At 70.3% G+C, this 23413-nt stretch carries 19 protein-coding genes and 1 riboswitch; of the genes, 7 read left to right on the top strand and 12 right to left on the bottom strand.

The features are described 5' to 3' along the window. Nucleotides 1-29 precede the first annotated feature (29 nt). Complete coding sequence (locus R2J75_RS09945) at nt 30-3497, bottom strand: M4 family metallopeptidase (RefSeq protein WP_316411592.1); 3468 nt, start codon at nt 3495-3497, stop codon at nt 30-32. Nucleotides 3498-3552: 55 nt separating this feature from the next. Then, the gene (locus R2J75_RS09940; RefSeq protein WP_243331147.1) at nt 3553-4119 is read right to left on the bottom strand and encodes a hypothetical protein; all 567 of its coding nucleotides are present in this window, start codon (nt 4117-4119) and stop codon (nt 3553-3555) included. Between the two features lie 290 nt (nt 4120-4409). Between R2J75_RS09940 and R2J75_RS09935 the strand changes: the two genes are divergently transcribed. From R2J75_RS09935 to R2J75_RS09920, 4 genes are all read left to right on the top strand, one after another. Beyond that, on the top strand, nt 4410-5084 hold the full coding sequence (locus R2J75_RS09935; protein WP_243331144.1) for a succinate dehydrogenase cytochrome b subunit: 675 nt from the start codon (nt 4410-4412) through the stop codon (nt 5082-5084). Nucleotides 5085-5097: 13 nt separating this feature from the next. Further along, nucleotides 5098-7011 carry a fumarate reductase/succinate dehydrogenase flavoprotein subunit gene (locus tag R2J75_RS09930; protein ID WP_243331142.1) on the top strand — a complete coding sequence of 638 codons (1914 nt, stop codon included), beginning with the start codon at nt 5098-5100 and terminating at the stop codon, nt 7009-7011. A 10-nt stretch (nt 7012-7021) separates the two neighbouring features. Continuing rightward, nucleotides 7022-7804 carry a succinate dehydrogenase/fumarate reductase iron-sulfur subunit gene (locus R2J75_RS09925; RefSeq protein WP_243346124.1) on the top strand — a complete coding sequence of 261 codons (783 nt, stop codon included), beginning with the start codon at nt 7022-7024 and terminating at the stop codon, nt 7802-7804. A gap of 147 nt (nt 7805-7951) precedes the next feature. Further along, on the top strand, nt 7952-8353 hold the full coding sequence (locus R2J75_RS09920; RefSeq protein ID WP_316411591.1) for a hypothetical protein: 402 nt from the start codon (nt 7952-7954) through the stop codon (nt 8351-8353). A gap of 5 nt (nt 8354-8358) precedes the next feature. Here the strand turns inward: R2J75_RS09920 and R2J75_RS09915 are convergent, their stop codons facing one another. Together R2J75_RS09915 and R2J75_RS09910 are read right to left on the bottom strand one after the other, a co-directional pair. Continuing rightward, nucleotides 8359-9498 (bottom strand): CapA family protein, encoded by a 1140-nt coding sequence (locus R2J75_RS09915; protein ID WP_243346122.1) that lies wholly within the window; start codon nt 9496-9498, stop codon nt 8359-8361. 94 nt (nt 9499-9592) lie between these two features. Next, a complete protein-coding gene (locus tag R2J75_RS09910) occupies nt 9593-10447 on the bottom strand; it encodes a radical SAM protein (RefSeq protein WP_243331129.1) in 855 nt (284 codons plus the stop codon). 65 nt (nt 10448-10512) lie between these two features. Here R2J75_RS09910 and R2J75_RS09905 point away from each other — a divergent pair, with 65 nt between their 5' ends. Further along, nucleotides 10513-11655, top strand: coding sequence for a saccharopine dehydrogenase family protein (locus tag R2J75_RS09905; protein ID WP_243331127.1), 1143 nt, complete (start codon nt 10513-10515; stop codon nt 11653-11655). Between the two features lie 12 nt (nt 11656-11667). Here the strand turns inward: R2J75_RS09905 and ribB are convergent, their stop codons facing one another. The 5 genes from ribB to R2J75_RS09880 form a co-directional block, all read right to left on the bottom strand. Next, on the bottom strand, nt 11668-12288 hold the full coding sequence (ribB, locus tag R2J75_RS09900; protein WP_243331124.1) for a 3,4-dihydroxy-2-butanone-4-phosphate synthase: 621 nt from the start codon (nt 12286-12288) through the stop codon (nt 11668-11670). A gap of 7 nt (nt 12289-12295) precedes the next feature. After that, nucleotides 12296-12440: riboswitch (FMN riboswitch) on the bottom strand. Between the two features lie 78 nt (nt 12441-12518). Continuing rightward, nucleotides 12519-13028: a hypothetical protein gene (locus R2J75_RS09895; RefSeq protein WP_316411590.1), complete on the bottom strand. Its 510-nt coding sequence runs from the start codon at nt 13026-13028 to the stop codon at nt 12519-12521. 187 nt (nt 13029-13215) lie between these two features. Beyond that, nucleotides 13216-13578, bottom strand: a complete 363-nt coding sequence (locus R2J75_RS09890) for a BON domain-containing protein (protein ID WP_243331120.1) — start codon at nt 13576-13578, stop codon at nt 13216-13218. Between the two features lie 44 nt (nt 13579-13622). Continuing rightward, entirely contained in the window at nt 13623-14600 is a 978-nt protein-coding gene (locus R2J75_RS09885; RefSeq protein ID WP_243331119.1) for an SRPBCC family protein, read from the bottom strand. Nucleotides 14601-14671: 71 nt separating this feature from the next. Next, nucleotides 14672-15208 (bottom strand): outer membrane beta-barrel protein, encoded by a 537-nt coding sequence (locus R2J75_RS09880; RefSeq protein ID WP_243331116.1) that lies wholly within the window; start codon nt 15206-15208, stop codon nt 14672-14674. A 373-nt stretch (nt 15209-15581) separates the two neighbouring features. On the opposite strand from R2J75_RS09880, the gene R2J75_RS09875 reads away from it, so the two are divergent. After that, nucleotides 15582-16775: a sigma-54 interaction domain-containing protein gene (locus R2J75_RS09875; RefSeq protein ID WP_316411589.1), complete on the top strand. Its 1194-nt coding sequence runs from the start codon at nt 15582-15584 to the stop codon at nt 16773-16775. Here R2J75_RS09875 and R2J75_RS09870 read toward each other — a convergent pair. From R2J75_RS09870 to R2J75_RS09860, 3 genes are read right to left on the bottom strand one after another with little or no spacing between them, the layout of a single operon-like run. Then, nucleotides 16765-19086: an LPS-assembly protein LptD gene (locus R2J75_RS09870; protein WP_316411588.1), complete on the bottom strand. Its 2322-nt coding sequence runs from the start codon at nt 19084-19086 to the stop codon at nt 16765-16767. The genes R2J75_RS09875 and R2J75_RS09870 overlap by 11 nt on opposite strands. Further along, a complete protein-coding gene (locus R2J75_RS09865) occupies nt 19076-19816 on the bottom strand; it encodes a ZIP family metal transporter (RefSeq protein ID WP_243331113.1) in 741 nt (246 codons plus the stop codon). The genes R2J75_RS09870 and R2J75_RS09865 overlap by 11 nt, the downstream gene beginning before the upstream one ends. 13 nt (nt 19817-19829) lie before the next feature. Next, the gene (locus tag R2J75_RS09860) at nt 19830-22076 is read right to left on the bottom strand and encodes an Rne/Rng family ribonuclease (protein ID WP_316411587.1); all 2247 of its coding nucleotides are present in this window, start codon (nt 22074-22076) and stop codon (nt 19830-19832) included. 365 nt (nt 22077-22441) lie between these two features. On the opposite strand from R2J75_RS09860, the gene R2J75_RS09855 reads away from it, so the two are divergent. Then, a complete protein-coding gene (locus tag R2J75_RS09855) occupies nt 22442-23392 on the top strand; it encodes a PstS family phosphate ABC transporter substrate-binding protein (protein WP_316411586.1) in 951 nt (316 codons plus the stop codon). Nucleotides 23393-23413 lie beyond the last annotated feature (21 nt).

Raw genomic sequence — 23413 nt, 5'->3', positions numbered from 1 at the left:
GGCGCCGCCCCCGGGCGGCGCCTTTCCGTTCAGGGGGCCGTCGCGGGCCCCTGGCCCCCGACCTTGGCCAGGACCTGGGCCTCGTCCTGTTCATCCACCCGCCCGTCTCCGTTCACATCCGCGGGGAGATCGGCGCCGGTCTGGCCGTAGCTGTCGGCCAGGATGGCCATGTCCTCGAAATCCAGGGCCGTTGTGCCGTCCCCGTCCAGGTCCGCGGTCTTCACCTTCACGTCCACCACCGCGCTGAGCGAGGGCTGGGCGACGCTCGTGACCTTCACGTGGTAGGTGCCGGGGGTGGCCGGCGCCGTGTAGAGGCCGTTCACCACCGTCCCGCCGGTCGACCCTTCCTCCACCTTCCAGTCCACGTCCGCGTTCCCTCGGCCGGGCACGGTGGCACGGAAGGAACACGTTCCGCCCACCAGGAGGGTGGCCGAGGGGGGATCCACGGCGACCCCGTCCACCACGGTCACCGTGGCCACCCCGCGCTTGGCGGGATCGGCCACGCTCGTGGCGATGACATGGTAGGTGCCCGCGGCCAGGGGCGCGGCGTAGAGGCCCGTGGTGCCCACGGCGCCCCCGCCCCGCTCCGCCAGGGACCAGACCACGCCGTCCGGACCGTCCCCGCGCACCGTGGCGGTGAAGCCGAAACCGGCCCCCGTGGCCAGCACGGCCTCCGCGGGGTCGACCACCACCGACATGGGCTCCGCGCGCACCTGGACGGTGGCGGTGGCGGAGGCCCCGGACGTGGCGTCCCGGGCGGTCAGCACATAGGTCCCGGGGGTGCTGGGCGCCGTGTAGGCCACCTTGCCGGCCTGGGCGGTAGCCACGAATCCGGGGTGATCCCCTCCGGCGAGGGTGAGGGCGGGTGACGCGTCCGGCGCGGCCGTGAGGCTGAAGACGTGCGTGGTTCCCGCGTCCATGGCGAGGGTCGCCGGCTCCAGGGCCACCCGCGGCTTGACGTTCACCGGGACCTCCCATACGGGCGCCTCCGTGTCCGCGTTCGGGTCGGTCGGATCGGCGTAGATCCGGTAGGTTCCGGGCTGGGTGGGCGGCGTGTAGACGCCCTCGCGGGTGAGGGTTCCGCCGGTGGCCCGCCAGGTGATCTGCGGCATGACCGGGCCGTTGAAGTATGGCTGGAGGGGGATGGGCGTCGCATCCCCGGCCCAGACATCCACGCGGTCCGGCGTGACGTAGAGGCGGCCCGGCTCCACCCGGGACCAGACCAGGCGCACATCATCCACCAGGAGGCGGGCGCCGGACCCCATGGGAACCAGACCCTCGAAGTTCACCCGGACGGTATGGCCCGCCAGGCTGGCCAGGTTCAGGGTTTTCCGGACCCAGCCGCCCCGGGCCCCGGAGGGGGGGATTTCAGCGATGATTTCTTCGAGGCCCGGGTCGCTCGTCCCCGCGGAAACACCGAAGACCGCGTCGCCCGCACTGTCCTCGGGGCCTTCGTAGCGCATCCAGAAGCTCAGTTCGGCCCAGGCGGCCTCGGCCGGCAGCGCCACGCTCTGGGCAGCGAAGCCGAACTGCGACTCCTCGTCGTCCGCGACCTGGAGGGCGCGGAACCCGCCATGGGGCTTCCGGCCGGAGGGATCGAAGGCGGCCTTCCAGCCGGTCAGTTCCCAGTGAGCGTCTCCCGCCTCGAACCCGGGATTCAGCATGATCTGCTGGACCGGCGCATCCAGGGAGAAGGCCGCCTCCTGGGAGACGGCTTCCAGCCCGGCCTCCGAATAGCCCCGGGCCACCAGGACATGGCTGCCGTTGGCCAGTTCGGGGCCCGAATCCAGCAGGAGGGCGTGGGGCTCCCCCGTGCTGGCGCCCATGTACGTGCCGTCCACGTAGTAGAGGACCCGCTTGAGGGGGGCCGAGGCCTGCGCCTCCAGTTTCACCTGGCCCGCCTGGAGGCTCCCCGTGGCCGCGAGGGTGATCGAGCCCGTGGGCTCCGCGGGGGCCGGGGTCCCCACCCGGATGGCCGCGAAGGCCGAGGCCGCCGCCTTCGCCTGGGCCGAACCGGCTCCCCAGAGATCCGCGGCCGCCTTCAAGGCGGCCTCCCGCGCCTCGGCGTACCCGCTGGAGGGGCCCAGGTACGTGGTGAGGGCGCGGTACCAGAGCCTGGCGGCGTCGTCGTTCCCGATCCCCCGCATCCCATCGGGCAGGTGGGGCGAGAAGTTCTCCTGGAGCGGGTCGCTGGAGGCCCCCTGGCTCAGGAAGTGCAAGGCCCGGTTCAGGGGCCCCGACCCCTGGTGCACATCCAGTTTCTTCAGGTCCGGACTCCATGCGTCCGGGGAGGGTTTCGGGGCGAAGGAGGGTTTGATGAAATTGCGCATGACCTCCGGCGTGCCGTCCTGGAGGTAGGAGGTCAAGGCCCAGGTCGTGTTGGCATCCCCGATGCGCCCCGCGCGGGAGCCGTTGGCCCGCCAGGCCCCCATCATCGCGGCGAAGAAATCCGCGGTGCCCTCGTTGAGGGCGCCGCTCTCCCCCTCATAGATCAGGTTGGCGGTGAAGTCGATCACGCCGTGCGTCAGTTCGTGCCCGATGACGGACGGGAACGTCATGGGACGGTTCCTGGATGGATTGCCCACCACGAAGTACAGTTCGTTTGCGGTGCGCCCCCAGGCGGCGTTGTCCACTTTCGTCGGGACATGGGCATAACCGTTGATGGGAGTCCCGAGCCCATCCACGCCCCACCGGCCATGGACGCTCCTCCAATAGTCCCAGGCCGTCTGCAGGCCCGCCGCCATATCCGCCAGCATCGTCTGGGCGGTGGGGGTGTCCTTGTCGGTCCCCGGCGCCTCGGCCCTGCCATCGCCCCAAACGGCGAGCGCCTGGGGAGGATCCTCGCGGGCGCTGGTCGAATAGGAGAATTGCTTGATCTGATTGGATCGCCCCTGGCTGGGCCGGGTGGTGTCCGCGAGCCGGAACCCGTCGCCGGTATCGGTGACATCGAGGGTGACCTGCCCCTGGTACAAGGTATTGCCCGTCCCCTTGGCGGCGCCCGCCCCCTCCAGGATGGGGATCTGGTACAGGACCTCGCCAGTCTGGGCGTCCAGGATGAAATCGTAGGCCTCCCCGGCGAGGTTGTCCTTGTCAGGCACGGCGGGCACGTACACGGCCTCGATGTAGCCGGCCGGGCCCTTGTCCATCAGGACCGCGTCCGTGCCATCCCCTGCGGGCACGGGCAGATCCCGGGGCACGTAGATCTGCTCCCCCGCCGCCAGGGCGCCCGTGGCGAAGGGGGCGGCCACCGCCGGGGGGAGCGGCCCCATCGCCAGGCGGTTCGAGGCGATCCGGGCGCCGGGGCCCTGGTGGTCGATGAAGAAGGAACCCCAGACCCGGAGCCCGTTCAGGCGGTGCTCGTAGCGGGTGTGGCTCTGCCCAAGGGCATCGGTCCACTGGGCAACGGGATGCAGGGTGTGGCCAGGGCCCAGGGCCGGCGGCGCGGCCATCAGGGACAGGCCGGCGGCCAGGAGCAGGGTGAGACGGGCTTTCAGCATCGGATGGGATCCTCAAGCGTTCCGGCGGGCAGGGGGGAAGGCCGGCCTTCCGGCCTCATTGGACGGTGATCCGTCCGGCCTCCACAGGGGTTTCCACGAGCCGCGCCCCGGTGGGGGGCAGCACCTTCAGGGAGGCCCGGTCCAGGGTCCAGGTCCCTGGACCGGCGCCCGCCTGGACGGCGAGGGCCACCCGGACCGCCGCCCCATCGGGGATCGTCGCGTCGCCCCTGCCCTTCTGGAAGATCCCGGCGCGGAGCACGCCTTGATCCTGCCCGTACCGGAACAGGGGGACACCACCGCCCAGGTTGAACGTGCCATTCTCCACCAGGCTCCGGCCCCCGGCACGCACTTCCACCCAGCGGGTCGCCGCGGGGTCCGACGCCAGGGAAAAGGCGACTCCCCGCAGGCCGGTGACCCCCTCCGGCGGCACCAGGGCGAGGACGAGGCGATCGGGGGTGCTGAGCGCCTCGTCCTTCACCCATCGCCAGCCCGTTCCTGCCGGATTGACATAGGCCAGGGTGGCCGTCTGAACTTGCCCGCCCGTGCCCCCCCCGCCTCCGCACGCGAGGCTGAGCAGGATGGCGCCAGCCGCGAGGATCGCCCCAGGAAACCGGAATGGCATCGGCACCTCAGAAATGAATAAACAATAATTCCCCAAACGGAATGCGCAACCCCCCCGTCCCACCCATCGGGCTTCCAGGCGGACCTTGAATCGTGGCAAAAAGATCGATTAAAGATTGAAAAACAAAGCAAATAGCCCCATCAATCCGGGTTCCGAGACTTGGAAATTGCCAACAGGAAATCCCCGATCATAATGGGGTCCATCCATTCGCCCATGACCCTTTGTCATCGCGTCAACCCAACCATCACCGGATGCGGGCGCATCCGTCATCGCGGAAGGAAGGAGCATCCATGTCCGTCGCTGAAACCAGCCCAGGCTTCCTGGACACATCGGTCGGCAAGAAGGTGGTGATGGCCGTCACCGGCATCGTCCTCTTCGGGTTCGTCACCGTCCACATGCTGGGCAACCTCCAGGCCTACATGGGCCGGGAAGCCCTGAACCACTACGCCGAGTTCCTGCACACCATGGTCCACGGCGGCGGGATCTGGGTCTTCCGGGGCGTGATGCTGGCGGCCGTGGTCCTCCACGGCTGGGCGGCCCTGAGCCTCACCCTGGCCAACCGCGCGGCCCGCCCGGTGGGATACCGGGCCCAGCAGTACCGGGCGGCCACCTTCTCCAGCCGCACCATGCGCTGGACCGGCGTGTTCCTGGCCTTCTTCGTGCTCTACCACCTGATGCACCTCACCGTGGGCACCTGCCACCCCAGCTTCGACCGCGCCGACCCCTACCACAACTTCGTCACCGGCTTCCAGCAGCCGCTGGCCGCGGCCATCTACGTCGTCGCCCAGGTCTGCCTGGGGATCCACATGTGGCACGGCGTCTGGAGCATGACCCAGACCCTGGGCTGGTCCCACCCGCGCTACGACACGTGCCGCAAGCGCTTCGCCTACGTGATGGCGATCCTGGTCGCGGGCGTCAACATCTCGTTCCCGGTCGCGGTGCTGGCCGGCGTCATCCACCTGTAGGAGGGCAAGGAACATGGAACTGAAGTCGAACACCCCCTCCGGCCCCATCGACAAGCAGTGGGAGAACCACAAGTTCGAGCTGAAGCTCGTCAATCCCACCAACAAGCGCAAGTACAAGATCATCGTCGTGGGCTCCGGCCTCGCCGGCGGCGCCGCCGCGGCCTCCCTGGCCGAGCTCGGCTACGACGTCCACTGCTTCTGCTACCAGGACAGCCCCCGCCGCGCCCACTCCATCGCGGCCCAGGGCGGCATCAACGCCAGCAAGAACTACCGGAACGACGGCGACAGCACCTTCCGCCTCTTCTACGACACGGTCAAGGGCGGCGATTTCCGCGCCCGCGAGTCCAACGTCTACCGGCTGGCCGAGGTCTCCTGCAACATCATCGACCAGTGCGTGGCGCAGGGCGTGCCTTTCGCCCGGGAATACGGCGGCCTCCTGGACAACCGCAGCTTCGGCGGCGCCCAGGTGAGCCGCACCTTCTACGCCCGCGGGCAGACGGGACAGCAGCTCCTCCTGGGCGCCTACCAGGCCCTGGAGCGGCAGATCGGCCTCGGCGCCGTGAAGATGTACACCCGGCACGAGATGCAGGAGGTCATCGTCGTCGACGGCGTGGCCAAGGGCATCGTGACCCGCAACATGGTCACCGGCGAGATCGAGAGCCACGTGGCCGACGCGGTCCTCATCTGCACGGGCGGCTACGGCAACGTCTTCTACCTGGCCACCTACGCCAAGGGCTGCAACGCCACGGCCATCTGGCGCGCCTACAAGAAGGGCGCCGCCTTCGCGAACCCCTGCTACACGCAGATCCACCCCACCTGCATCCCCGTCACCGGCGACCACCAGTCCAAGCTCACCCTCATGTCGGAGAGCCTCCGGAACGACGGACGCATCTGGGTGCCCAAGACCAAGGGGGACAAGCGCGCCCCGGGCGACATCCCCGAAGAGGACCGCGACTACTACCTGGAGCGCAAGTACCCCTCCTTCGGCAACCTCGCCCCCCGAGACATCTCCAGCCGCGCCGCCAAGCAGGTCTGCGACGAGGGCCGGGGCGTGGGCACGGGCTTCGGGGTCTACCTGGACTTCGCCGACGCCATCAACCGCCTGGGCGCCGCCAAGATCGGCGAGAAATACGGGAACCTCTTCGAGATGTACGAACGCATCACGGCCGAGGACCCCTACAAGGTGCCCATGCGCATCTACCCCGCCAGCCACTACACCATGGGCGGCCTCTGGGTGGACTACAACCTCATGACCACGATCCCCGGCCTCTTCTGCCTGGGCGAGGCCAACTTCTCCGACCACGGCGCCAACCGCCTGGGGGCCTCCGCCCTCATGCAGGGCCTCGCCGACGGCTACTTCGTGATCCCCTACACCGTGGGCGGGTACCTGGCCGGCATCAAGCCCGGCACCCGCATCAGCAAGGACCACCCGGCGGTGAAGGAGGCCGAGGCCGCCGTGGCCGCCTCCAACAACCGGCTCCTGGCCATCAACGGCAAGGAGACGCCCACCGAGTTCCACCGCGCCCTCGGCAAGCTCATGTGGGAGTTCTGCGGCATGGGCCGCAACGAGGCCGGCCTGAAGAAGGCCCTGCAGGAGATCCCCGCCCTGCGGCAGCGCTTCTGGGAGAACGTCAAGGTGCCCGGCTCGGGCGCGGACATCAACCAGAGCCTGGAACTCGCCGGCCGCGTCGCCGACTTCCTGGAACTGGGCGAACTGATGTGCCTGGACGCCCTCGAGCGCCGCGAGTCCTGCGGCGGCCACTTCCGCGAGGAGTGGCAGACCGAGGAGGGCGAGGCCAAGCGTGACGACGAGAACTTCTGCCACGTGGCGGGCTGGGAGTACAAGGGCGACGGGGCCACCCCCGTGCGGCACGTCGAACCCCTGTCCTTCGAGAACGTCCACCTCGCGACCCGCAGCTACAAGTAAGGAACGGACCATGGAAAAGCACATCAACGTGAAGCTGCACGTCTGGCGCCAGGCCAACCGCCAGGCCCAGGGCCGTTTCGTCACCTACGACGCCCCGAACGTCTCCACCGAAATGTCCTTCCTGGAAATGCTGGACGTGGTGAATGAAGGCCTCATCAAGAAGGGCGAGGACCCCATCGTCATCGACCACGACTGCCGCGAGGGCATCTGCGGGGCCTGCAACCTGGTCATCAACGGCCGCCCCCACGGGCCCAAGGAGCGCACCACCACGTGCCAGCTGCACATGCGCAGCTTCGAGGACGGGCAGGAGATCACCATCGAGCCCATCCGGGCCGAGGCCTTCCCCGTCCTCAAGGACCTGATGGTGGACCGGTCGGCCCTGGACCGCATCATCGCCGCCGGCGGCTTCATCAGCGCCCCCACCGGCTGCGCCTGCGACGCCAACGCCACCCCCGTGGAAAAGCAGAAGGCCGACCTGGCCTTCGACGCGGCCGCCTGCATCGGCTGCGGGGCCTGCGTGGCTGCCTGCCCCAACGCCAGCGCCATGCTCTTCACCGCCGCCAAGATCAGCCACCTGGCCCTGCTGCCCCAGGGCCAGCCGGAGCGCATGAACCGCGCCCGGGCCATGGTCGCCCAGATGGACAAGGAGGGCTTCGGCACCTGCACCAACCACGGCGAGTGCGAGGCCGCCTGTCCCAAGGGCATCACCCTGGACACCATCGCCCGCATGAACCGCGATTTCATCAAGGCCAGCATCACCTACAGGCCCGAAGGCGCCGCCGGCGGCTTCTGATCGGATCCGTCCCACGCGAGGGGCCGGCGCCAAGGCGCCGGCCCCTCGCCTTTTTGGGGGAGGCGTCCTTGACAGGGGATCACATTAAATTATTTATATTCCATCTTCTGTCGGCCGTCAGAACGGCCCTTTCCGGAAAGGACCCCCATGCGATTTCCTACCCTTCTGGTCGCCAGCCTGGTGCTGGCGGCCGCCGGCGCATCCACCGCCCAGGCGGGCACGGGCATCATCGTCATCCATTGCAAGAACGCGCAGGATGCGGACCTCCTGCTGGACAGCAGCCATGGCACCCCCAAGGTCGATGTGCTGAATGGCGCGGGAACCTTCTTGGCCACCTTGAGCCCGGGCGGCACCTATCCCCTCCCCGCTTCCGGAACCGTAAAACTTCGGTTCAGCACGGGCCCCCTCGGAGGCGGGACGGTTCCGTTCACCATCCTCACCAAGAGCGGGAAAGCCCACCTGACCGGTTCCTCCAGGAAGCCGCGGGTGGATCACCTGGTTGGCGCGAAGGTCTCCGTGGCGTCGGACGGTTCGGTCATCGTCCAGTAGGGCCCTCAGGGCCTGGGCGCCCCCTGGGTCACGAAGGGGGCGCCCAGGATGGCCTCGGCGCGGGCGCGCCGGAGCATCAGGGTGCGCACGGTCTCCTGCTGGGCGAGCAGGGCCGCTCGGTCGGGCGGGACGGCGGCGCGCAGGCGCTCCACCTCCGCTTCGGCCTCCAGGAGGCGCTGGGTGGCGGGGACGACCCGGATGAGGCGGGGGGTCTTGCGCCCGGCGGCCTCCCGCCAGTTGTTGAGGGTCCACAGGGGCTCGCAGCGGGCCTCCTCCACCTGGACGCGCTCGGTGCCGTCCAGGTACCGGAGCTTGACGAGGCGGCAGCTGAAGAGGGCGCCGTCCCGGCTGTCGCCGCCGGCCACGGGGAAGAGGTCCGCCCGGTACATGCGGTCCTGGTTGGAGATGAAGTTGCCCAGGCTGTAGGCCACCACGGTGCGGCGGTCCCCGGAGGCCAGCACGTCGACGGGCTGGAGGACGTGGGGGTGGTGGCCCAGGATGACGTCGGCGCCGGCGTCGGCCAGCGCCTTGGCGAGGCGCTTCTGGCGCTCCAGGGGGGCGTGCAGGTATTCGGCCCCCCAGTGGACGCTGACCACCACGGCGTCGGCCTGGGCCCTGGCGGCCCGGACGGCGGCGGCCGCCGCCGGGGGATCGATCCCCCGGACCCAGGGCCGGTCGGCGCGGGTGTTCAGGTCGACGTTGAAGATGTCCGTGAAGGCCAGGAAGGCCACCTTGAGCCCCTTGGCCTCCACGAACCGGGGTGTCTCGGCTTCGGCCCGGGTGGCGCCCGCCCCCACCGCGACGAGGCCGGCGGCCCCCAGGCGCGCCAGGGTCTCGGTCAGGCCGCGGGGCCCCTGGTCGAAGGCGTGGTTGTTGGCCACCGCGACGACGCCGATGCCGGAGGCCCGCAGGGCGGCCGGCAGGTCCTCGGGGGCGTTGAACTGGAAGGGCCGGCCGGGGCGCCCCGTCCGGGGGGCCACGGGGGTTTCCAGGTTGGCGAAGGCGATGTCCGCCCGCCGGAAGCGGGGCGTGACCTCGGACCACAGGTCGCCGAGGCCGCCGGGGGCCTGGGCCGCGGAGGCCTTCACATCCTGGTGCATCAGGACATCGCCCACGGCGGCCAGCTCGATCCGGGCCACCTCCACCGGGGCCGCCGGCGGGGGCTGGGCCGGGCCAGGCCGGGCCGGACCGGGGCCGAGGGCCAGGAGGCCCAGGCCGGCCAGGCCCGCGAGGAGGCGCCTAGGCGGGGCCGTAGAAGACCTCCAGGGCCACGTCGGGCAGGGCGTCCTTGACCCGGGCCGCCAGTCGATCGAGGTCGGTGGCCGGCAGGGGCCGGGCCTCCGGCTCCGGGGTCGGGCGGGCCACGGTGTAGATCTGGATCCCCGCCAGGGTGCCGCGGGCGCGGATGGCCTGCAGGCGCCCGATGTAGGCCTCCACCTCGGCGTCGGAGGGGCCCTGCCCCTGCCAGGCCAGGAAGAGGGTCTGGATCACGATGGGCCAGCGGGCGGCCGTTTCGGCCAGGTTGTCCAGGATGCGCTGGAAGGGCACCTTGGAGCGGTCGATGGCCTGGTAGTGGGCCTCGGTGCCGGCGTCCAGCTTGGCCCAGACCTCGCCCCCGTTGTCCATGAGGATCTCCAGGCCTTCCTGGATCTCGGGGGCCTGGAGGCGGGAGGCGTCGGTGATCAGCACCAGCTTCAGGTCCCGCAGGCCCCGGCGGCTGCGGAGGGCCGCCATGCGGGCCACGGCCTGGGGGAAGGCCCGGAGGGTGGTGGGCTCCCCGTCGCCGGAGAAGGCGATGTCGTTGAGGCGCCGCTGGTGGGGGGCGGCGCTGTCGAAGGGCGGCACCTGGAACAGCTCGCCGGACTGGACCAGGTCCAGGAGGACCTCCATCTCCCGGGCCAGCTGGTCCAGGTCCACGTCCTTCCGGCGCGGGGGCGTGGTCCGGTCCACCTCGCAGTAGACGCAGTCGAAGTTGCACACCTTGTCGGGGTTCAGGTTGACCCCCAGGCTCACGCCCTTGCTGCGCCGGGAGATGACCGGGTAGCAGTAGTCGAAATCCTGCCAGGCGCGTCGATGATCCAGATGGGCTTTCACGAGACCGTCCATGGTTCCAGCCTACCAGGGCAGGTGTACACTGGCGCATCTCCCGGAGGCCTTCCATGAAGAGGATCTGCGTGCTCGGCGCCGGCCGCGTGGGGGCCACCCTGGCCCTGGACCTGGCCCAGGACGGCGCCTTCGAGGTGACGGTGGCCGACCGCTCCCATGTCGCCCTGGACCGCCTGGCCGCCAAGGGCCTGCGCACCCACCTGGCGGACCTGGCCCAGCCCGGCGCCGTGCAGGAGGCGGTGGCCGGCTGCGACCTCGCCGTGGGCGCCGTGCCCGGCTTCATGGGCTTCACCACCCTCCAGGCCGTCCTGGAGGCGGGCCGGCCCATGGTGGACATCTCCTTCTTCCCCGAGGACCCCTTCCGCCTGGACGGCCTCGCCCGGGACAAGGGCCTCGTCGCCGTGATGGACGCGGGGGTGGCCCCGGGCTGCGACAACTTCATCCTCGGGGACGTGGTCCGCCGGGTGGACCGGGTGACCTCCTTCGAATGCTATGTGGGCGGCCTGCCCGTGGTCCGCACCTGGCCCTTCGAGTACAAGGCCGGCTTCTCCCCCGTGGACGTGGTGGAGGAGTACACCCGCCCCGCCCGGTACGTGGCCCACGGCCAGGAGATCGTGATGCCGGCCCTCAGCGAGCCGGAACTCATGGACTTCCCCGGGATCGGCACCCTGGAGGCCTTCAACACCGACGGCCTGCGGAGCATCATCCGGACCGTGAAGGCGCCCTTCATGAAGGAGAAGACCCTCCGCTACCCCGGCCACATCGAGAAGATGCGCATGCTGCGGGAGGCGGGGTTCTTCTCCACCGAGCCCGTCGAGCTCAACGGGGTGCCGGTGGCGCCCATGGACCTCACCACCCGCCTCCTCTTTCCCCTGTGGCAGATGGGGGAGGGCGACGAGGACTTCACCGTCATGCGCGTGATCGTCGCGGGGGAGAAGGACGGCAGGCCCGTGCGCGAGACCTGGGACCTCCTGGACCGCTACGACCGCGCCACCGGGACCACCAGCATGGCCCGGACCACCGGCTACACCTGCACGGCCACCGTGCGCCTCGTGGCCGAGGGCCTGTGGTCCGAGCCCGGGGTGGCCCCGCCCGAGGTGGTGGGCATGAAGGCCGGGTGCTGGGACTTCATCCGGCGCGACCTGGCGAAGCGCGGCGTCCAGTGGACGCGGCGCGACGGAACGGCGTGTCCGTAGCTGGGCGCCTGGCTACGCCAGGTTGGTGCCGGGACGCTGGGCTTCCACGAGGTCCTGGATGGACAGGAGGGGGAAGGTGTTGCGCTCCGCGAACCACGCCAGGGTCCGGCCGCGCATCATGGTGCCATCGGGGTTCATGAGTTCGCAAAGGACTGCGGCGGGGCGGAAACCGGCCATACGGGCCAGTTCGATGGCCCCTTCGGTGTGGCCCCGGCGGCAGGCCAGGCCCCCGCTGTGGGCCCGGAGGGGGAAGACGTGGCCGGGCCGGGCCAGGTCGTCGGGGCGCGCCCCGGGGCGGATGGCGGTCTGGATGGTCACCACCCGGTCGTGGGCCGAGACGCCCGTGGTGACGCCCTCCTTGGCCTCGATGGACACGGTGAAGGCCGTGCCGTTCTTGCTGTTGTTGTGGCTCACCATCTGGGGCAGGTCGAGCTGGCGCGCGGTGGCGTCGTCGATGCAGAGGCACACGATGCCGCTGCACTCGCGGATCATCATGGCCATGATCTCTTCGTTGAGCGTCTCCGCGGGGATGATCAGGTCCCCCTCGTTCTCCCGGTCCGGATCGTCCACGAGCACGACGGCCCGCCCTTCCTTGAAGGCTTGGATGGCGGCTTCGACACGGTCCATAGGCATGGTGCCCCTCCTTCTCTCATCCGGACTATGACCGTCGGCTCCGGAGTTCGACCGGATCTGCTGTCCCCGCTGCTGCGGGCGCTCGCGGGCTCGACGGGCCTGAGGGCCGCGTCCTACCGCCGGTGGGGACTTTCACCCCGCCCTGAAGTGTTGGTTCGTTGCGCACATCGCAACGGACCCAGTATGGCACGTTGGCGGCCCTGGGAACAGCCGGGCTGATGCCATGCCTTTCAGGACCGGCCGGAAGCCGCGCCCGACGCGGCCCCGCGATGGGTCCCTCCCTGCGGGGCCGCGCCTTCGGTCTCCACGAACTGGGTGCCGGTCCAGCGGTAGGCGGTCTGGGGCCGATCCCCTTCGGCCGGGTGGGCCAGGAGGACGGGCCCCCCGTCATGCCAGCTGAAGCTCGCGGCGGACAGGGTCTGCAGCCGGGTGAATTCCCGGCGGCGGATGCCGTAGACGGCCAGGGATTCGCCCGCCGCCCCGTACTGCATCCACACGAACACCACCGGCGCCCCCTTGTAGTGGACGCCGGGCCTTGCTTCGACGCGCACGTTGTAGGCGTCCTCGAAGGACTCCAGGTAGGCGCGCTTCCACCGGGCGCCTTCCTTCCGCAGCGCGAAGACCTGGGTGGCGGGGCGCCCGCCCTGGCCGCGGTTGGACACGGCCCCCACGCGCCAGCCCCGGTACAGGGACAGCACGGTGAAGGCATCCAGGCCGGGCAGGGACTCGGCGAAGGCCATGGCGGCGGCGGAGGGGGACGGGGGTTCGACGCCTTGCGCCAGCCCCCCCGCCCCGAGTGCCGCCAGGAGGATCCACCGTGCCCAAGAACCCGCGAACTGCATGCCTCCAGCCTACCGGGATTCCCGGGGACGGAGATCACGGATGGGCGGGAAACCGCGCGGGGGTTGGGCGCGCGACGAACGCGGATCAGGGGGCCTTCTTCACCTTCACCTCGCTGGTCACCTTCCCTTCTCCGGCCAGGCGGCGGGCGATGGCCTCCACCTGGTCCTTTTCTTCGGCGGTGGCCACGGTCCCCCGGAGGGTGACCTGGCCGCCCTTGGCGGCCACCTTGAGGGCCCGGGCCTTGGCGCTGAGGCCCTTGGTCTCCTTCAGTTCCTTGCGGATCTGGCGGGCAAGGGCGGTGTCGGCATCGGCCGCGCCCTGGTCCTGGGCGTGCTTATGGGTGCGCCCTTCGTGGGTAGGCCGATCGGGCGGTGGGGTGGGAGGCGGCTGCTGGGCCGCGGCCCCGAGGCCGGTGGCGAGCAGGATCGTCAGCACGTGGGCTTTCATGGGAACTCCGGAAAAGCGGACGGCAGGGGCGCCGTCCGCAGGTATCAAAGGCCGGGCAGGGGACGGGGAGTGCCCGGCTCCTCCTTGGGCAGGCCCTGGCGGGCCAGTTCGGGATCCACCGGGTTGCCGGCAATGTCCCCCCGCCACGCGCCGTCCTCGCGGCAGGTGGTCTCGATGTAGTCCTTGAACTTGCGCAGGGCCGCCGCCAGGTTGCGCGAGACCGTGCCGAGCATGGCGCCCAGGTCCTCCACGAGGCCCTTCGGTTCGTAGGCCATCTCCACGAGGATCCGGCAGGCCCCCTCCCCGAGGGGGCGGAAGGTGGCCGAACCCGCGTTGATGGCCCCGTCCACGCTGCTCCAGGCGATGCGCTCGTCGGGGATCTGCTCGTAGATCTCGGCGGTCCAGCCGAAGTCCTTGCCGGCGATCTCCACCCGCCACTGCACGTGGGAATCGTCCAGCTGGCGAACCTCCTTCACGGCGTCCAGGAAGCGGGGGAAGGCCTCGAACTGGGTCCACTGGTTGTAGGCGACGCGGGCGGGCACCTCCACGTCGATGGCCTCGAAGACCGGCGGGCACATCTTCAACTTCATCTTGAGGGTCGCCAGGTCCGCCCCCAGGGAGGCGTTGTGGTCGGGATCCTGCTCCAGGCGCGGGAAGGCGGTGCCCTCCTCCTCCTGGATGTGGTGCTCGATGCTGGCCATGATGCGGGCCACGAGCGCGTCGTCCTCCGCGAAGGCGGGGGCCTGCCCCGCGTGGCAGATGCGCACCTGGCTGATGAGCCGCTTGACGGTGCCATGTTCATCGCCGAAGTGCCGGGCCATGCCGGTGGGCGCGCCTTCCCGGGCGAGGTCCGGGTACACGAGGCACTCCTCCAGGCGGGCATGGATCTCCAGCTCCTTGCAGATGTCCTCGGCGAGGCCCACCCGCTGCCCGTAGTCCTGGGTCTGGTTGAAGCGGCGGTAGAGGTCCTCCACCTTGCGGTGATCGTCCCTCAAGAGGCTGGTTGCGGTGGTCTTTTCCATGGTTCTTCCTCCTGGTTGGAAAGGGCGCCCGGCGGGGTGGCCCCGCCGGGCGCGGGCGGGGAGCGGGTCGCCTATCGGGGCCCGTTCCCCCAGCCGAAGCCGAAGCCCACGGTGGTCACCCAGTCGTTGCGGGCCACCAGCGCCTGGGTGCGCACGTACTTGGAGTCCAGGGTCAGGGTGCCCCAGGACCCCACGCGGAACTGGGCGCCCAGCCCCGCGTGGTAGCTGAGGCGCGTGGTGTCGTGGTCCGAGCCCGAGAAGGGCCGGTCGATGCGGGTGCCCCCGATGCCCGCCGAGAAGTAGGGGAAGGCCCGGTACCCCTCGGGATGGAAGCCGATGAGGACGCTGCCCAGGAGCTGGTGCTGGGTGCCGCTCCCCGTGGCGGTGGGCAGGTCGGACTTGAGGTCGCTCCGGATCAGGGAGAAGTCCAGGCCCACGTTGTCGGTGAGCCAGCTGCCGTACCCGATCCCGAGCCCTCCCTGCTCCTTGAGGTGGACGCTGTTGTCGAACCGCGTGTAGGCGCCCTTCAGGACCAGCCACTGGTCACCCTGGGCCGCGAACGCGAGGGTGCTCCCGAGGAGGGAAACAGCGAGTAGACGTCGGTACATAATGCCCCTTTGGAAAAGAAGGTTGAACGTGCGACGGGTGCCACCAGCCTGCGACCCGCGCCCGGGTCAAGGCCGGGATCGTGCCAGGACCCATTTCTGACTGAAATCCTTGGACCGGCTTGGTTTGAAACCGATGTCCAGTCAGGGGGCCCCCGGGAGGCCACGGTCACATACGATGGGGCCTTCGCATTTGACAGCGCGGCGCCGGAACGGCCGAACACGTCGCGCCGGCGCGGGGTTGGAACCCGGCCGGGGCTCTGTCATGGTGGTGGCCCGGCCCCCGCCGGCCCATTGAGATCCCCTTTCCAGACGCCCACGTGAAACGCCCTGCCCCGCCCTCGCTCCGGCCGGAACCGGCCTCCGGGAGACGCCCGTGAGGCGCCTGCGTTCCCTGCTCGAGGCCCTCCTCGCGGAGATGGACGGCGCGCCGGACCGGGGGGCCCTGGCGCCGGTCCTGGAGGCGCCCCGGAACGCGGCGGACGCCCCCGACGGGGGCGCCTGGGCCGCGGCCCTGGCCCAGGCCCGGGCCGAGGTGGAGCGCCTCCGGCGCGAACTGGAAGCGGAGCGGACCCTGGTGCCCCTGGGGGCGCCCCCGGCCCCCACGCCGGAGGGGCTCATCGGGGCGAGCCCGGCCCTGGCCGAGGTCTTCGCCCGGCTGGAAGCGGTGGCGGCCCGGGACACGACGGTCCTCCTCCTGGGGGAGACCGGCACGGGCAAGGGCCTCCTGGCCCGGGCCATCCACGCGCGGAGCCCCCGGCGGGACCGGCCCCTGGTCTACGTCAACTGCACGGCGCTGCCGGCCAACCTCATCGAGAGCGAGCTCTTCGGCCGGGAGAAGGGGGCCTTCACGGGGGCCAGCGCCCAGCAGATCGGCCGCTTTGAACTCGCCGACAAGGGCACCCTCTTCCTGGACGAGGTGGGGGACCTGCCCCTGGAACTCCAGGCCAAGCTGCTGCACGTGCTCCAGGAGAAGGAGTTCTGCCGACTGGGCAACCCGCGGCCCATCCGGGTGGACGCGCGCATCCTGGCCGCCACCAACCGGGACCTGCAGGAGGAGATGGCCCGGGGCCGCTTCCGGGAGGACCTCTACTACCGCCTCCACATCTTCCCCATCCTCCTCCCGCCCCTGCGCCAGCGCCGGGAGGACATCCCCCGGCTGGCGGCGGCCTTCGTGGACCGGTTCGCCCGGGCCGCGGGCAAGGAGATCCGGACGATCCCGGAGGGCACCCTGGCGCGGCTGATGGCCTACCCCTGGCCCGGCAACATCCGGGAGCTGGAGAACGTCCTGGAGCGGGCGGTGCTCACCTCCCCCGGGGACACCCTGCGGGTGGCGGACCGCCTGGAGCCGGCCGCGGCGCCGGAGGGGCGCCCCTTCCCCACCCTCGCGGAGCTGGAACGGACCCACATCCTCCAGGCCCTTGAGCGGGCCGGAGGGCGCATCGACGGGCCCGGCGGCGCCGCGGACCTGCTCGGCCTCCACCCCAGCACCCTCCGGGGGCGCATGCGCAAGGCCGGCATCCCCCGCGCCCGGCCCGGCCTGGCGCCGGGCGTCGGGCTCAGAAGGTGAACTTGCCCAGGTCGCCCAGGCCCCGCAGGGTCAGGACGAGGTCCAGGCGGTCCTCCTTGGTGACGGAGCCGGGGATGTTGAGGCCGATGTGGGAGAAGCGGAGCGAGGTGGCCACGCAGGGGGTGATGTGGGCGATGGCCACCTGGCTCCCCGCGAACTGGCGGTTCTTGAAGTCGTAGTTGGCCTGGAATTCCAGGCGGAGGGTGTCCCCCCACAGGCGCTTGAGGCCGCCGAGCTGGATGCCCTTCTGCTTGACCAGGAGGCGGTTGATGCCGGTGGAGAAGTAGGCCAGCCGGAACCGGGTGCCGTCCCCGGCCCGGTAGTCGGCGGACAGGGACTGGTCGGCGTCGCTGTCGGCGATGTCCGAGCTGCGGCGGAAGCTGATGCGGAGGCGGTCGCTGGGCTCGACGTCGATGTCGTTGTCGACGGTGGCCCACCCCTTCAGGACGCGGCCGTCGTTGAGGAGGATGGGGGTCATGTGGTACTTGGCGGACACGCGCCAGCGCACCAGGTCCAGGAAGGAGGCGGTGGGGCCGGGACGGCCCAGGAAGTGCTGCTTCACCCCCAGTTCCAGGCTCCGCTCCCCGGCGGCGCTCCCGGCCACGCCGGGCTGGGCGTCCACATCGTCGAAGTGGGGGATGCGGGCGTCCGTGGCGCTGCGGGAGTTGACGGTGACGGCGAAGTAGGGGCTGAGGACGTGCTTGAGTTCCCCGGTGTAGCCCAGGAGCGACACCCGGTCCCAGGATCGCCCGAAGGGCGGGCCGGACAGCAGGAGGCGGGCCGAGCCCAGCAGCCGGTCCTCGGCCTGGGCGTCCACCACGAAGGGGCTGGCGGTGAGGGCCAGGTTCCCGCTGGAGGCGTTCCCCACGTCGAAGAGGGAGGTGCCCAGGGAGTGGGAGTAACGGGTGTAGCGGCCCAGGGTCTCCACGTCCGCGCGCAGGGGGCCCCACTGGCCCAGGCGCCCGTAGAAGCGCACGAAGGCGTCGTCCCGGCGCCAGGCGTACGTGTCATTGGGGATCTCGGCGGCGTTCTCGGGCGCCAGGTCCAGCTTGTAGGTCATGCGGCCCGTGCGCAGGCCCCCGTCCAGGTAGAAGGCGGCCAGGGGAACCGGGTACACGGAGACCTGGAGGCTGGGGAGCACCTGGCGGTTGAGGGAACTGGGGAAGTTGGGGTTGAAGAGCGGCGAATCGGAGGTGTTGAAGAAGGTCTTCTGCTCGGAGGCCGTCAGGGAGAAGCTGGCCCAGGGGAAGGCCCGGCCCACGTAGAAGGCGCTGTCGAAGGGGGTGCCGCCCAGGCGGGCCATGCCCTGGCCGTAGTCGGCCTCCAGCAACTGGTCCGAGGCCCGGTTCACATCGGCCGCGAGCTGCCAGCCGTCCTCCCGCTGCCAGACCTCCTTGAAGCTGAACTGGTAGCGCCGCGCGTCATCGGTGCGCTGGCGGATGAACTGCCCGGTGAAGCTGCCCTGGTGCGTGGGCAGGGGGTTCCACCGGCCCTCCGCGCCCAGGAGCACCCCCTGGCGGGTGAAGTACTCGGGGGTGACGGTCAGGTCGGCGGCGTCGCCCAGGACCTGGTAGTAGGGCACCTGGACGGAGGCGCCCATGGGGCCGGAAAAGGAGAGGCTGAAGGGGAGGAGGCCCGACGTGCGCTCCGCCTTGGCGGGGTACACGGCCCAGGGCAGGAAGTAGGGGGTGGGCACGCCGCCCACCCAGATCCACAGGTTCCGGAGGGTGGCGTAGCGGTCCAGGTCGACGGTGAGGCGCGTGACCTGCGCCTTCCAGCCGGGCCGCTCCTGGGGGCAGGGGCTCAGCTCCACCTGGTCGAAGTCCCAGTGCTTGAGGGTGTTGAAGGTCACCTTCCGGCTCTTGAGGTACCAGGACGGGGGCAGTTCCATGTCCAGGGCCCAGGCCTCGCCCACCTTCTCCTTCCAGGCCATGCGCAGGCGCTCGCAGCGCAGGCGCAGGCCGGGGCCCTCCATGCGGATGTGGCCCTCGGCCACCACCTCGCCGGTGGCGGTGGCGTAGGTGATGCGGTCGGCCAGCAGGAGCAGATCCGGGCTCTCCACCGCCCCGTCCTCCAGGGTCCACCCCGTGGGGCTCTCCTGGACGTTGCGGCCCCAGTAGCGGATGCGCACCGACCCCTCGCGCCCCTCCTCGACGGGAAGGGGGCGGAGGGGCAGGAGCTCGCCGGGGGTGGGGGCCCCCAGGTCCGGGACAGGCGGAGGAAGGGGCGGCAGGGCGCCCTGCCCCCAGGCGGCGCAGGCCGCGCAGAGGATCGCCGTCAGCCTTGGAAGCGCCGCCGGTTCATGAGCCATGGTGTTGATGCGGGGCCAGGTGCAGGATGGCCATGAACAATAGGATGCCCACAGCGAGGCCGGCCGTGCTCTTCCACCCTTTTTCCTTCTGGGCCTCCGGGAGGAGGTCCGAACAGGCGACATAGAGGCTCAGGCCGCCGGTGAGTCCCAGCACGGGACCCAGGCGGATGTTCAGGTAGTGCTGCCCCATGGAGCCGAGCAGGGCCGCGAGGGCCAGGACGCCGGCGGCGATGAGGGCCTTGCGGTTGCCGAAGCCCCGCACGAGGAAGATCGAGGAGATGGTGGCCCCTTCCGGGATCCGGTGCAGCAGGACCCCGGTGAACACCATCAGCCCCAGCCCGCTCTGGGTGTGCTGGGCGGCGGTGATGGACATGCCGTCCATGAAGCTGTGCAGGGACAGGCCCAGGAGGGCCAGGATGCCGGTGAGGGGGGTGCCGTGGTGGCTGTGGGACTCCTCCCCGTAATGGAAGTGGGGGCTGATCCCGTGCTCCAGGAGGTGGATCAGGAAGAAGCCGGCCACGGCCCAGAGGGCCATGGCCTCGCCCCCCTGCTCCACGCTCTCGGGCAGGACGCGGACCAGGGTCACCGACATCAGGTAGCCGGCGGCGACGCCGGACATGTGCCGCATGAGGCTGCCCCGGCCCTGGAGGAAGCGGACGACCAACCACCCCCCGAGCAGGGTGGCGAGGGCGGCCATGGGGGCCAGCCAGTAGAGGTGGTCGAAGGGCAAGGGTTACCTCACGCTATTTCTTGCGGGTACGGGGCTTGGGGGTGGCCTTCACCTCGGCGGCAGGCTCCGTCGCTTCAGCGGCGGCCTTGGGCTTGCGGCCGGGCTTGGCCTTGGGCTTCGCGGGCGCCTCGACGGCCTCAGCCTCGGTCGTCTCGACGGCGACCTTGGGCTTGCGGCCGGGCTTGGCCTTGGCCTTGGCGGGGGCGGCGGGCGCCGCCTCGGGGGCGGGGGCGGCCTCCTCGGCGCGCTTGAACTTGGGGCGCGGCGCGGGGGTCAGGAGGTCGGCCACCAGGTCGGCGGTGAGCAGGAGGGGGGGCGGCTCGGGGGTCCCGGGCTCGGGTTCGGGCGCGACGGGGGCGGAGACGAAGACGGGCTCGGGGGCGGGGACCGGCACCGGCGGCACGGGGGCCGGCTCGGCGGCGGCCGGAACCGGGGCGGTCGCCTCGGCGCGGGGGGCGTCGCCCTTGCCGCGGCCACGGCCGCGGCGGCGGCCGCCGGAGGCCTTGCCCGTTTCGGGGGCGGGTCCGGCGGCGGCCTCGGGGGCCTCATCCTCGGGCTTGGCGCTCTCGAAGAGGGCGCGCAGGCGCTCCCGCTCCTCCAGGGCGGCGCGCTGGGCGTCGCGGCGGTCGTAGCGGATCTCGGCCGGGGCCTCGGCGGCCGGCAGGGCCTCCCGGACGCGGCCCTTGCGGGACTCCTCGCCCCCGAGGGCCTTCTCGAAGGAGATGGGGCTGTCGCCGCCCAGGACGACGGTCTCGTCCTCGGGGTCGGCCCGGCGTTCCTGGCGGGCGGGAGCCTTCTCGGCGGGCTCCTCCTCGGCGCGCTCGATCTCCGCCGCCATCTCGCCGTAGGGCATGCCGCCCTCGGCCACGATGACGATGCGGGCGTCGTGCAGGTCCTCCAGCTCGGCCAGGTCCTTGCGCTTCTGGTTCAGGACGGCCAGGGCGATGGCCGGCGCCAGCTTGACGCGGATCTCGGCGATGGCGTCCCGGCTCAGGATGGCCTTGAGGCGGCGGACGACGCTGAGGACGAGGGCCTCGAGGCTCTTGACCTTGCCCGTGCCCTGGCAGGTGGGGCAGGTCTCGTGGGTGACGTTCTGGAGGCTGGGCCGCAGGCGCTGGCGGGTCATGACCAGCACGCCGAAGCGGTTGATCTTGCCGACCTCCATGCGGGCCTTGTCCTCCTCCAGGCACTGGACGAGGCGCTCCATGACGGCGCGGTTGTTGCCCTCGCGCTTCATGTCGATGAAATCGATGACCACGAGGCCGGCCAAGTCGCGGAGGCGGAGCTGGCGCGCGGCCTCCTCGGCGGCCTCCATGTTGGTCTTGAAGGCCATGTCCTCCACGTTGTCGCCGGAGGTCTTGCCGGAGTTCACGTCGATGGCCACCAGGGCCTCGGTCTGGTCGATGACCAGGGCGCCGCCGCTGGGGAGGGGCACCTTGCGGCCGTAGATGCGGTCGATCTGCTCCTCGGTGGCGTACTTGGAGAAGAGGGGCTTCTTGCCCAGGTAGTGCTTGAGGACCCCCAGGTGCTGGGGCATGGTGCGCTTGAAGAAGCCCTGGGCGGCGTGGAAGGTCTCCAGGTCGTCGATGTGGACCTCCTCCACGTCCTTGGAGAAGGTGTCGCGGAGGGTGCGGGTGACGACGTCGTCCTCCTGCCAGACGAGGCCGGGGCCGTGGCGGTGCTTGTAGCGGGCCTGGACCTCCTTGTAGGTGTCCAGGAGGTAGTCCAGGTCGCGCTGGAAGTCCTCCTTGGTCACGCCGAGGCTGGCGGTGCGCACGATGACGCCGAAGCTGCGGGGGATCTCCAGCTCGTCGATGAGCTTCTTGAAGTGCTCCCGCTCCTCGCGGCTCTCGATCTTGCGGCTGATGCCGTTGGTGGGGTTGCCGGGGGTGAGCACCAGGTAGCGGCCGGGAAGGGAGATCTGGGCCGTCATCATGGCGCCCTTGGACCCCATCTCCTCGCGGACGGCCTGGACCATGATCTCCTGGTCCCGGTTCAGCAGGTCCTGGATGCGTCCGCGGCGGCCGTCGGGGCTCACCAGGTCGCGGGGGAGCTCGCCGATGGGAAGGAACCCGTTCTTCTGGCCACCGTAGTGGATGAAGGCGGCCTGGAGGCTCTGGTCCACCCGGACCACCTTGGCCTTGTAGATGTTCCCCTTGATCTTCTCGTTGTGGACGAACTCGATGTCGAAGTCGGACAGCACCCCGTCCACGAGGGTCGCGACACGGATCTCTTCCGAGTCCGTGGCATTGATGAGCATGGTTTTTCTGGGCAAACCGGATCTCCTGGTAAGAGGCCCTCGGCCGTGCAAGGCGGTCGGGCTTCACGATGGGTTGATGTAAGTTTTGAAATGAGAGAGATTGGAAAGGGTGGCACCGGATAGCGCCGGACAGCCGGATCGATGGGCCCAGGTGACGCGGTCAGGGACCGGCCTGCCTTGGCTGGCGCCATTGTCCCATCGGCCCCCTTCCGGGGCAAGGAATAATAAGTCTTTTCAGGACAGCCCTTCCCGGGGGGGATTCAACAGACCTTGAATTCGCGCGAGGTTACATGCATTTTACAGGCCTGTCCCAGGATGGAAGCAGGCGGCGGGGATGCTGGAATCCTCACGTAAAGGAGCAGCACATGCAAAAGGCCATCCGGATGATCGCCTGCCTCGCGGTGGGCTTCGCCCTCCACGCCGACAAGGCCGTCAAGGTGGACGCCGCGATCCCGCCCTACAAGAAGGCCCCGGGCATCAGCGGCAACCTCAATTCTGTGGGCAGCGACAGCCTGAACAACCTGATGACCTTCTGGGTGGAGGCCTTCAACAAGGAGTACCCCGCCGTCAAGATCCAGGTCGAGGGCAAGGGCTCCGGCACCGCCCCCCCGGCGCTGGTCGAGGGCACCTCCCACCTCGGGCCCATGAGCCGCGAGATGAAGAAGGAGGAGATCGACAAGTTCGAGGCCCGGCACAAGGTCAAGCCCGTGAAGGTCGCCGTGGCGCTGGACACCCTGGGCGTGTTCGTCAACAAGAAGAACCCCCTGACGAAGCTGACCGTCAAGGAGCTGGACGGGATCTTCTCCAAGACCCGCAAGTCCGGCGCCGGCGAGATCCGCACCTGGGGCGAGCTGGGGCTCAAGGCCGAGTTCGCCCCCAAGCCCATCAGCCTCTACGGCCGCAACAGCGCCTCCGGCACCTACGGCTACTTCAAGGAGCACGCCCTCGAGAAGGGCGACTTCAAGGACACCGTCAAGGAGCAGCCCGGCTCCAGCTCCGTGGTCCAGAGCGTGGGCACGGACAAGTTCGCCATCGGCTACTCGGGCATCGGCTACCGCACCTCCGACGTGAAGGCCCTGGCCCTCTCCAGCGACGGCAAGCAGTTCTTCGAGCCCACCTACGAGAACGCCCTCAACGGCAAGTACCCCCTGGCCCGCTACCTCTACATCTACTTCAACCCCAAGAGCGGCGATCCGCTGGTCCGGGAGTTCCTGAAGTTCGTCCTCAGCCGCAAGGGCCAGGAGATCGTGGTCAAGGACGGCTACTACCCCCTGCCCAAGAAGGTCATCGACCAGAACCTGGCCCTTCTCAAGTAGCCTGATCCCGGGAGGGGAGCG

Origin of the sequence: Mesoterricola sediminis (genome assembly GCF_030295425.1) — a bacterium.
GTDB classification, from domain to species: Bacteria; Acidobacteriota; Holophagae; order Holophagales; family Holophagaceae; genus Mesoterricola; species Mesoterricola sediminis.
Note: the sequence above shows the minus strand (reverse complement) of the source record. Positions and strands in the feature narration are given on the sequence as shown.

Coding starts and splice junctions, on each gene's coding strand:
- R2J75_RS09945 (WP_316411592.1), bottom strand. CDS start 3,497: ATGCTGAAAGCCCGTCTCACCCTGCTCCTGGCCGCCGGCCTGTCCCTG.
- R2J75_RS09940 (WP_243331147.1), bottom strand. CDS start 4,119: ATGCCATTCCGGTTTCCTGGGGCGATCCTCGCGGCTGGCGCCATCCTG.
- R2J75_RS09935 (WP_243331144.1), top strand. CDS start 4,410: ATGTCCGTCGCTGAAACCAGCCCAGGCTTCCTGGACACATCGGTCGGC.
- R2J75_RS09930 (WP_243331142.1), top strand. CDS start 5,098: ATGGAACTGAAGTCGAACACCCCCTCCGGCCCCATCGACAAGCAGTGG.
- R2J75_RS09925 (WP_243346124.1), top strand. CDS start 7,022: ATGGAAAAGCACATCAACGTGAAGCTGCACGTCTGGCGCCAGGCCAAC.
- R2J75_RS09920 (WP_316411591.1), top strand. CDS start 7,952: ATGCGATTTCCTACCCTTCTGGTCGCCAGCCTGGTGCTGGCGGCCGCC.
- R2J75_RS09905 (WP_243331127.1), top strand. CDS start 10,513: ATGAAGAGGATCTGCGTGCTCGGCGCCGGCCGCGTGGGGGCCACCCTG.
- ribB (WP_243331124.1), bottom strand. CDS start 12,288: ATGCCTATGGACCGTGTCGAAGCCGCCATCCAAGCCTTCAAGGAAGGG.
- R2J75_RS09895 (WP_316411590.1), bottom strand. CDS start 13,028: ATGGCCTTCGCCGAGTCCCTGCCCGGCCTGGATGCCTTCACCGTGCTG.
- R2J75_RS09890 (WP_243331120.1), bottom strand. CDS start 13,578: ATGAAAGCCCACGTGCTGACGATCCTGCTCGCCACCGGCCTCGGGGCC.
- R2J75_RS09885 (WP_243331119.1), bottom strand. CDS start 14,600: ATGGAAAAGACCACCGCAACCAGCCTCTTGAGGGACGATCACCGCAAG.
- R2J75_RS09880 (WP_243331116.1), bottom strand. CDS start 15,208: ATGTACCGACGTCTACTCGCTGTTTCCCTCCTCGGGAGCACCCTCGCG.
- R2J75_RS09870 (WP_316411588.1), bottom strand. CDS start 19,086: ATGGCTCATGAACCGGCGGCGCTTCCAAGGCTGACGGCGATCCTCTGC.
- R2J75_RS09860 (WP_316411587.1), bottom strand. CDS start 22,076: ATGCTCATCAATGCCACGGACTCGGAAGAGATCCGTGTCGCGACCCTC.
- R2J75_RS09855 (WP_316411586.1), top strand. CDS start 22,442: ATGCAAAAGGCCATCCGGATGATCGCCTGCCTCGCGGTGGGCTTCGCC.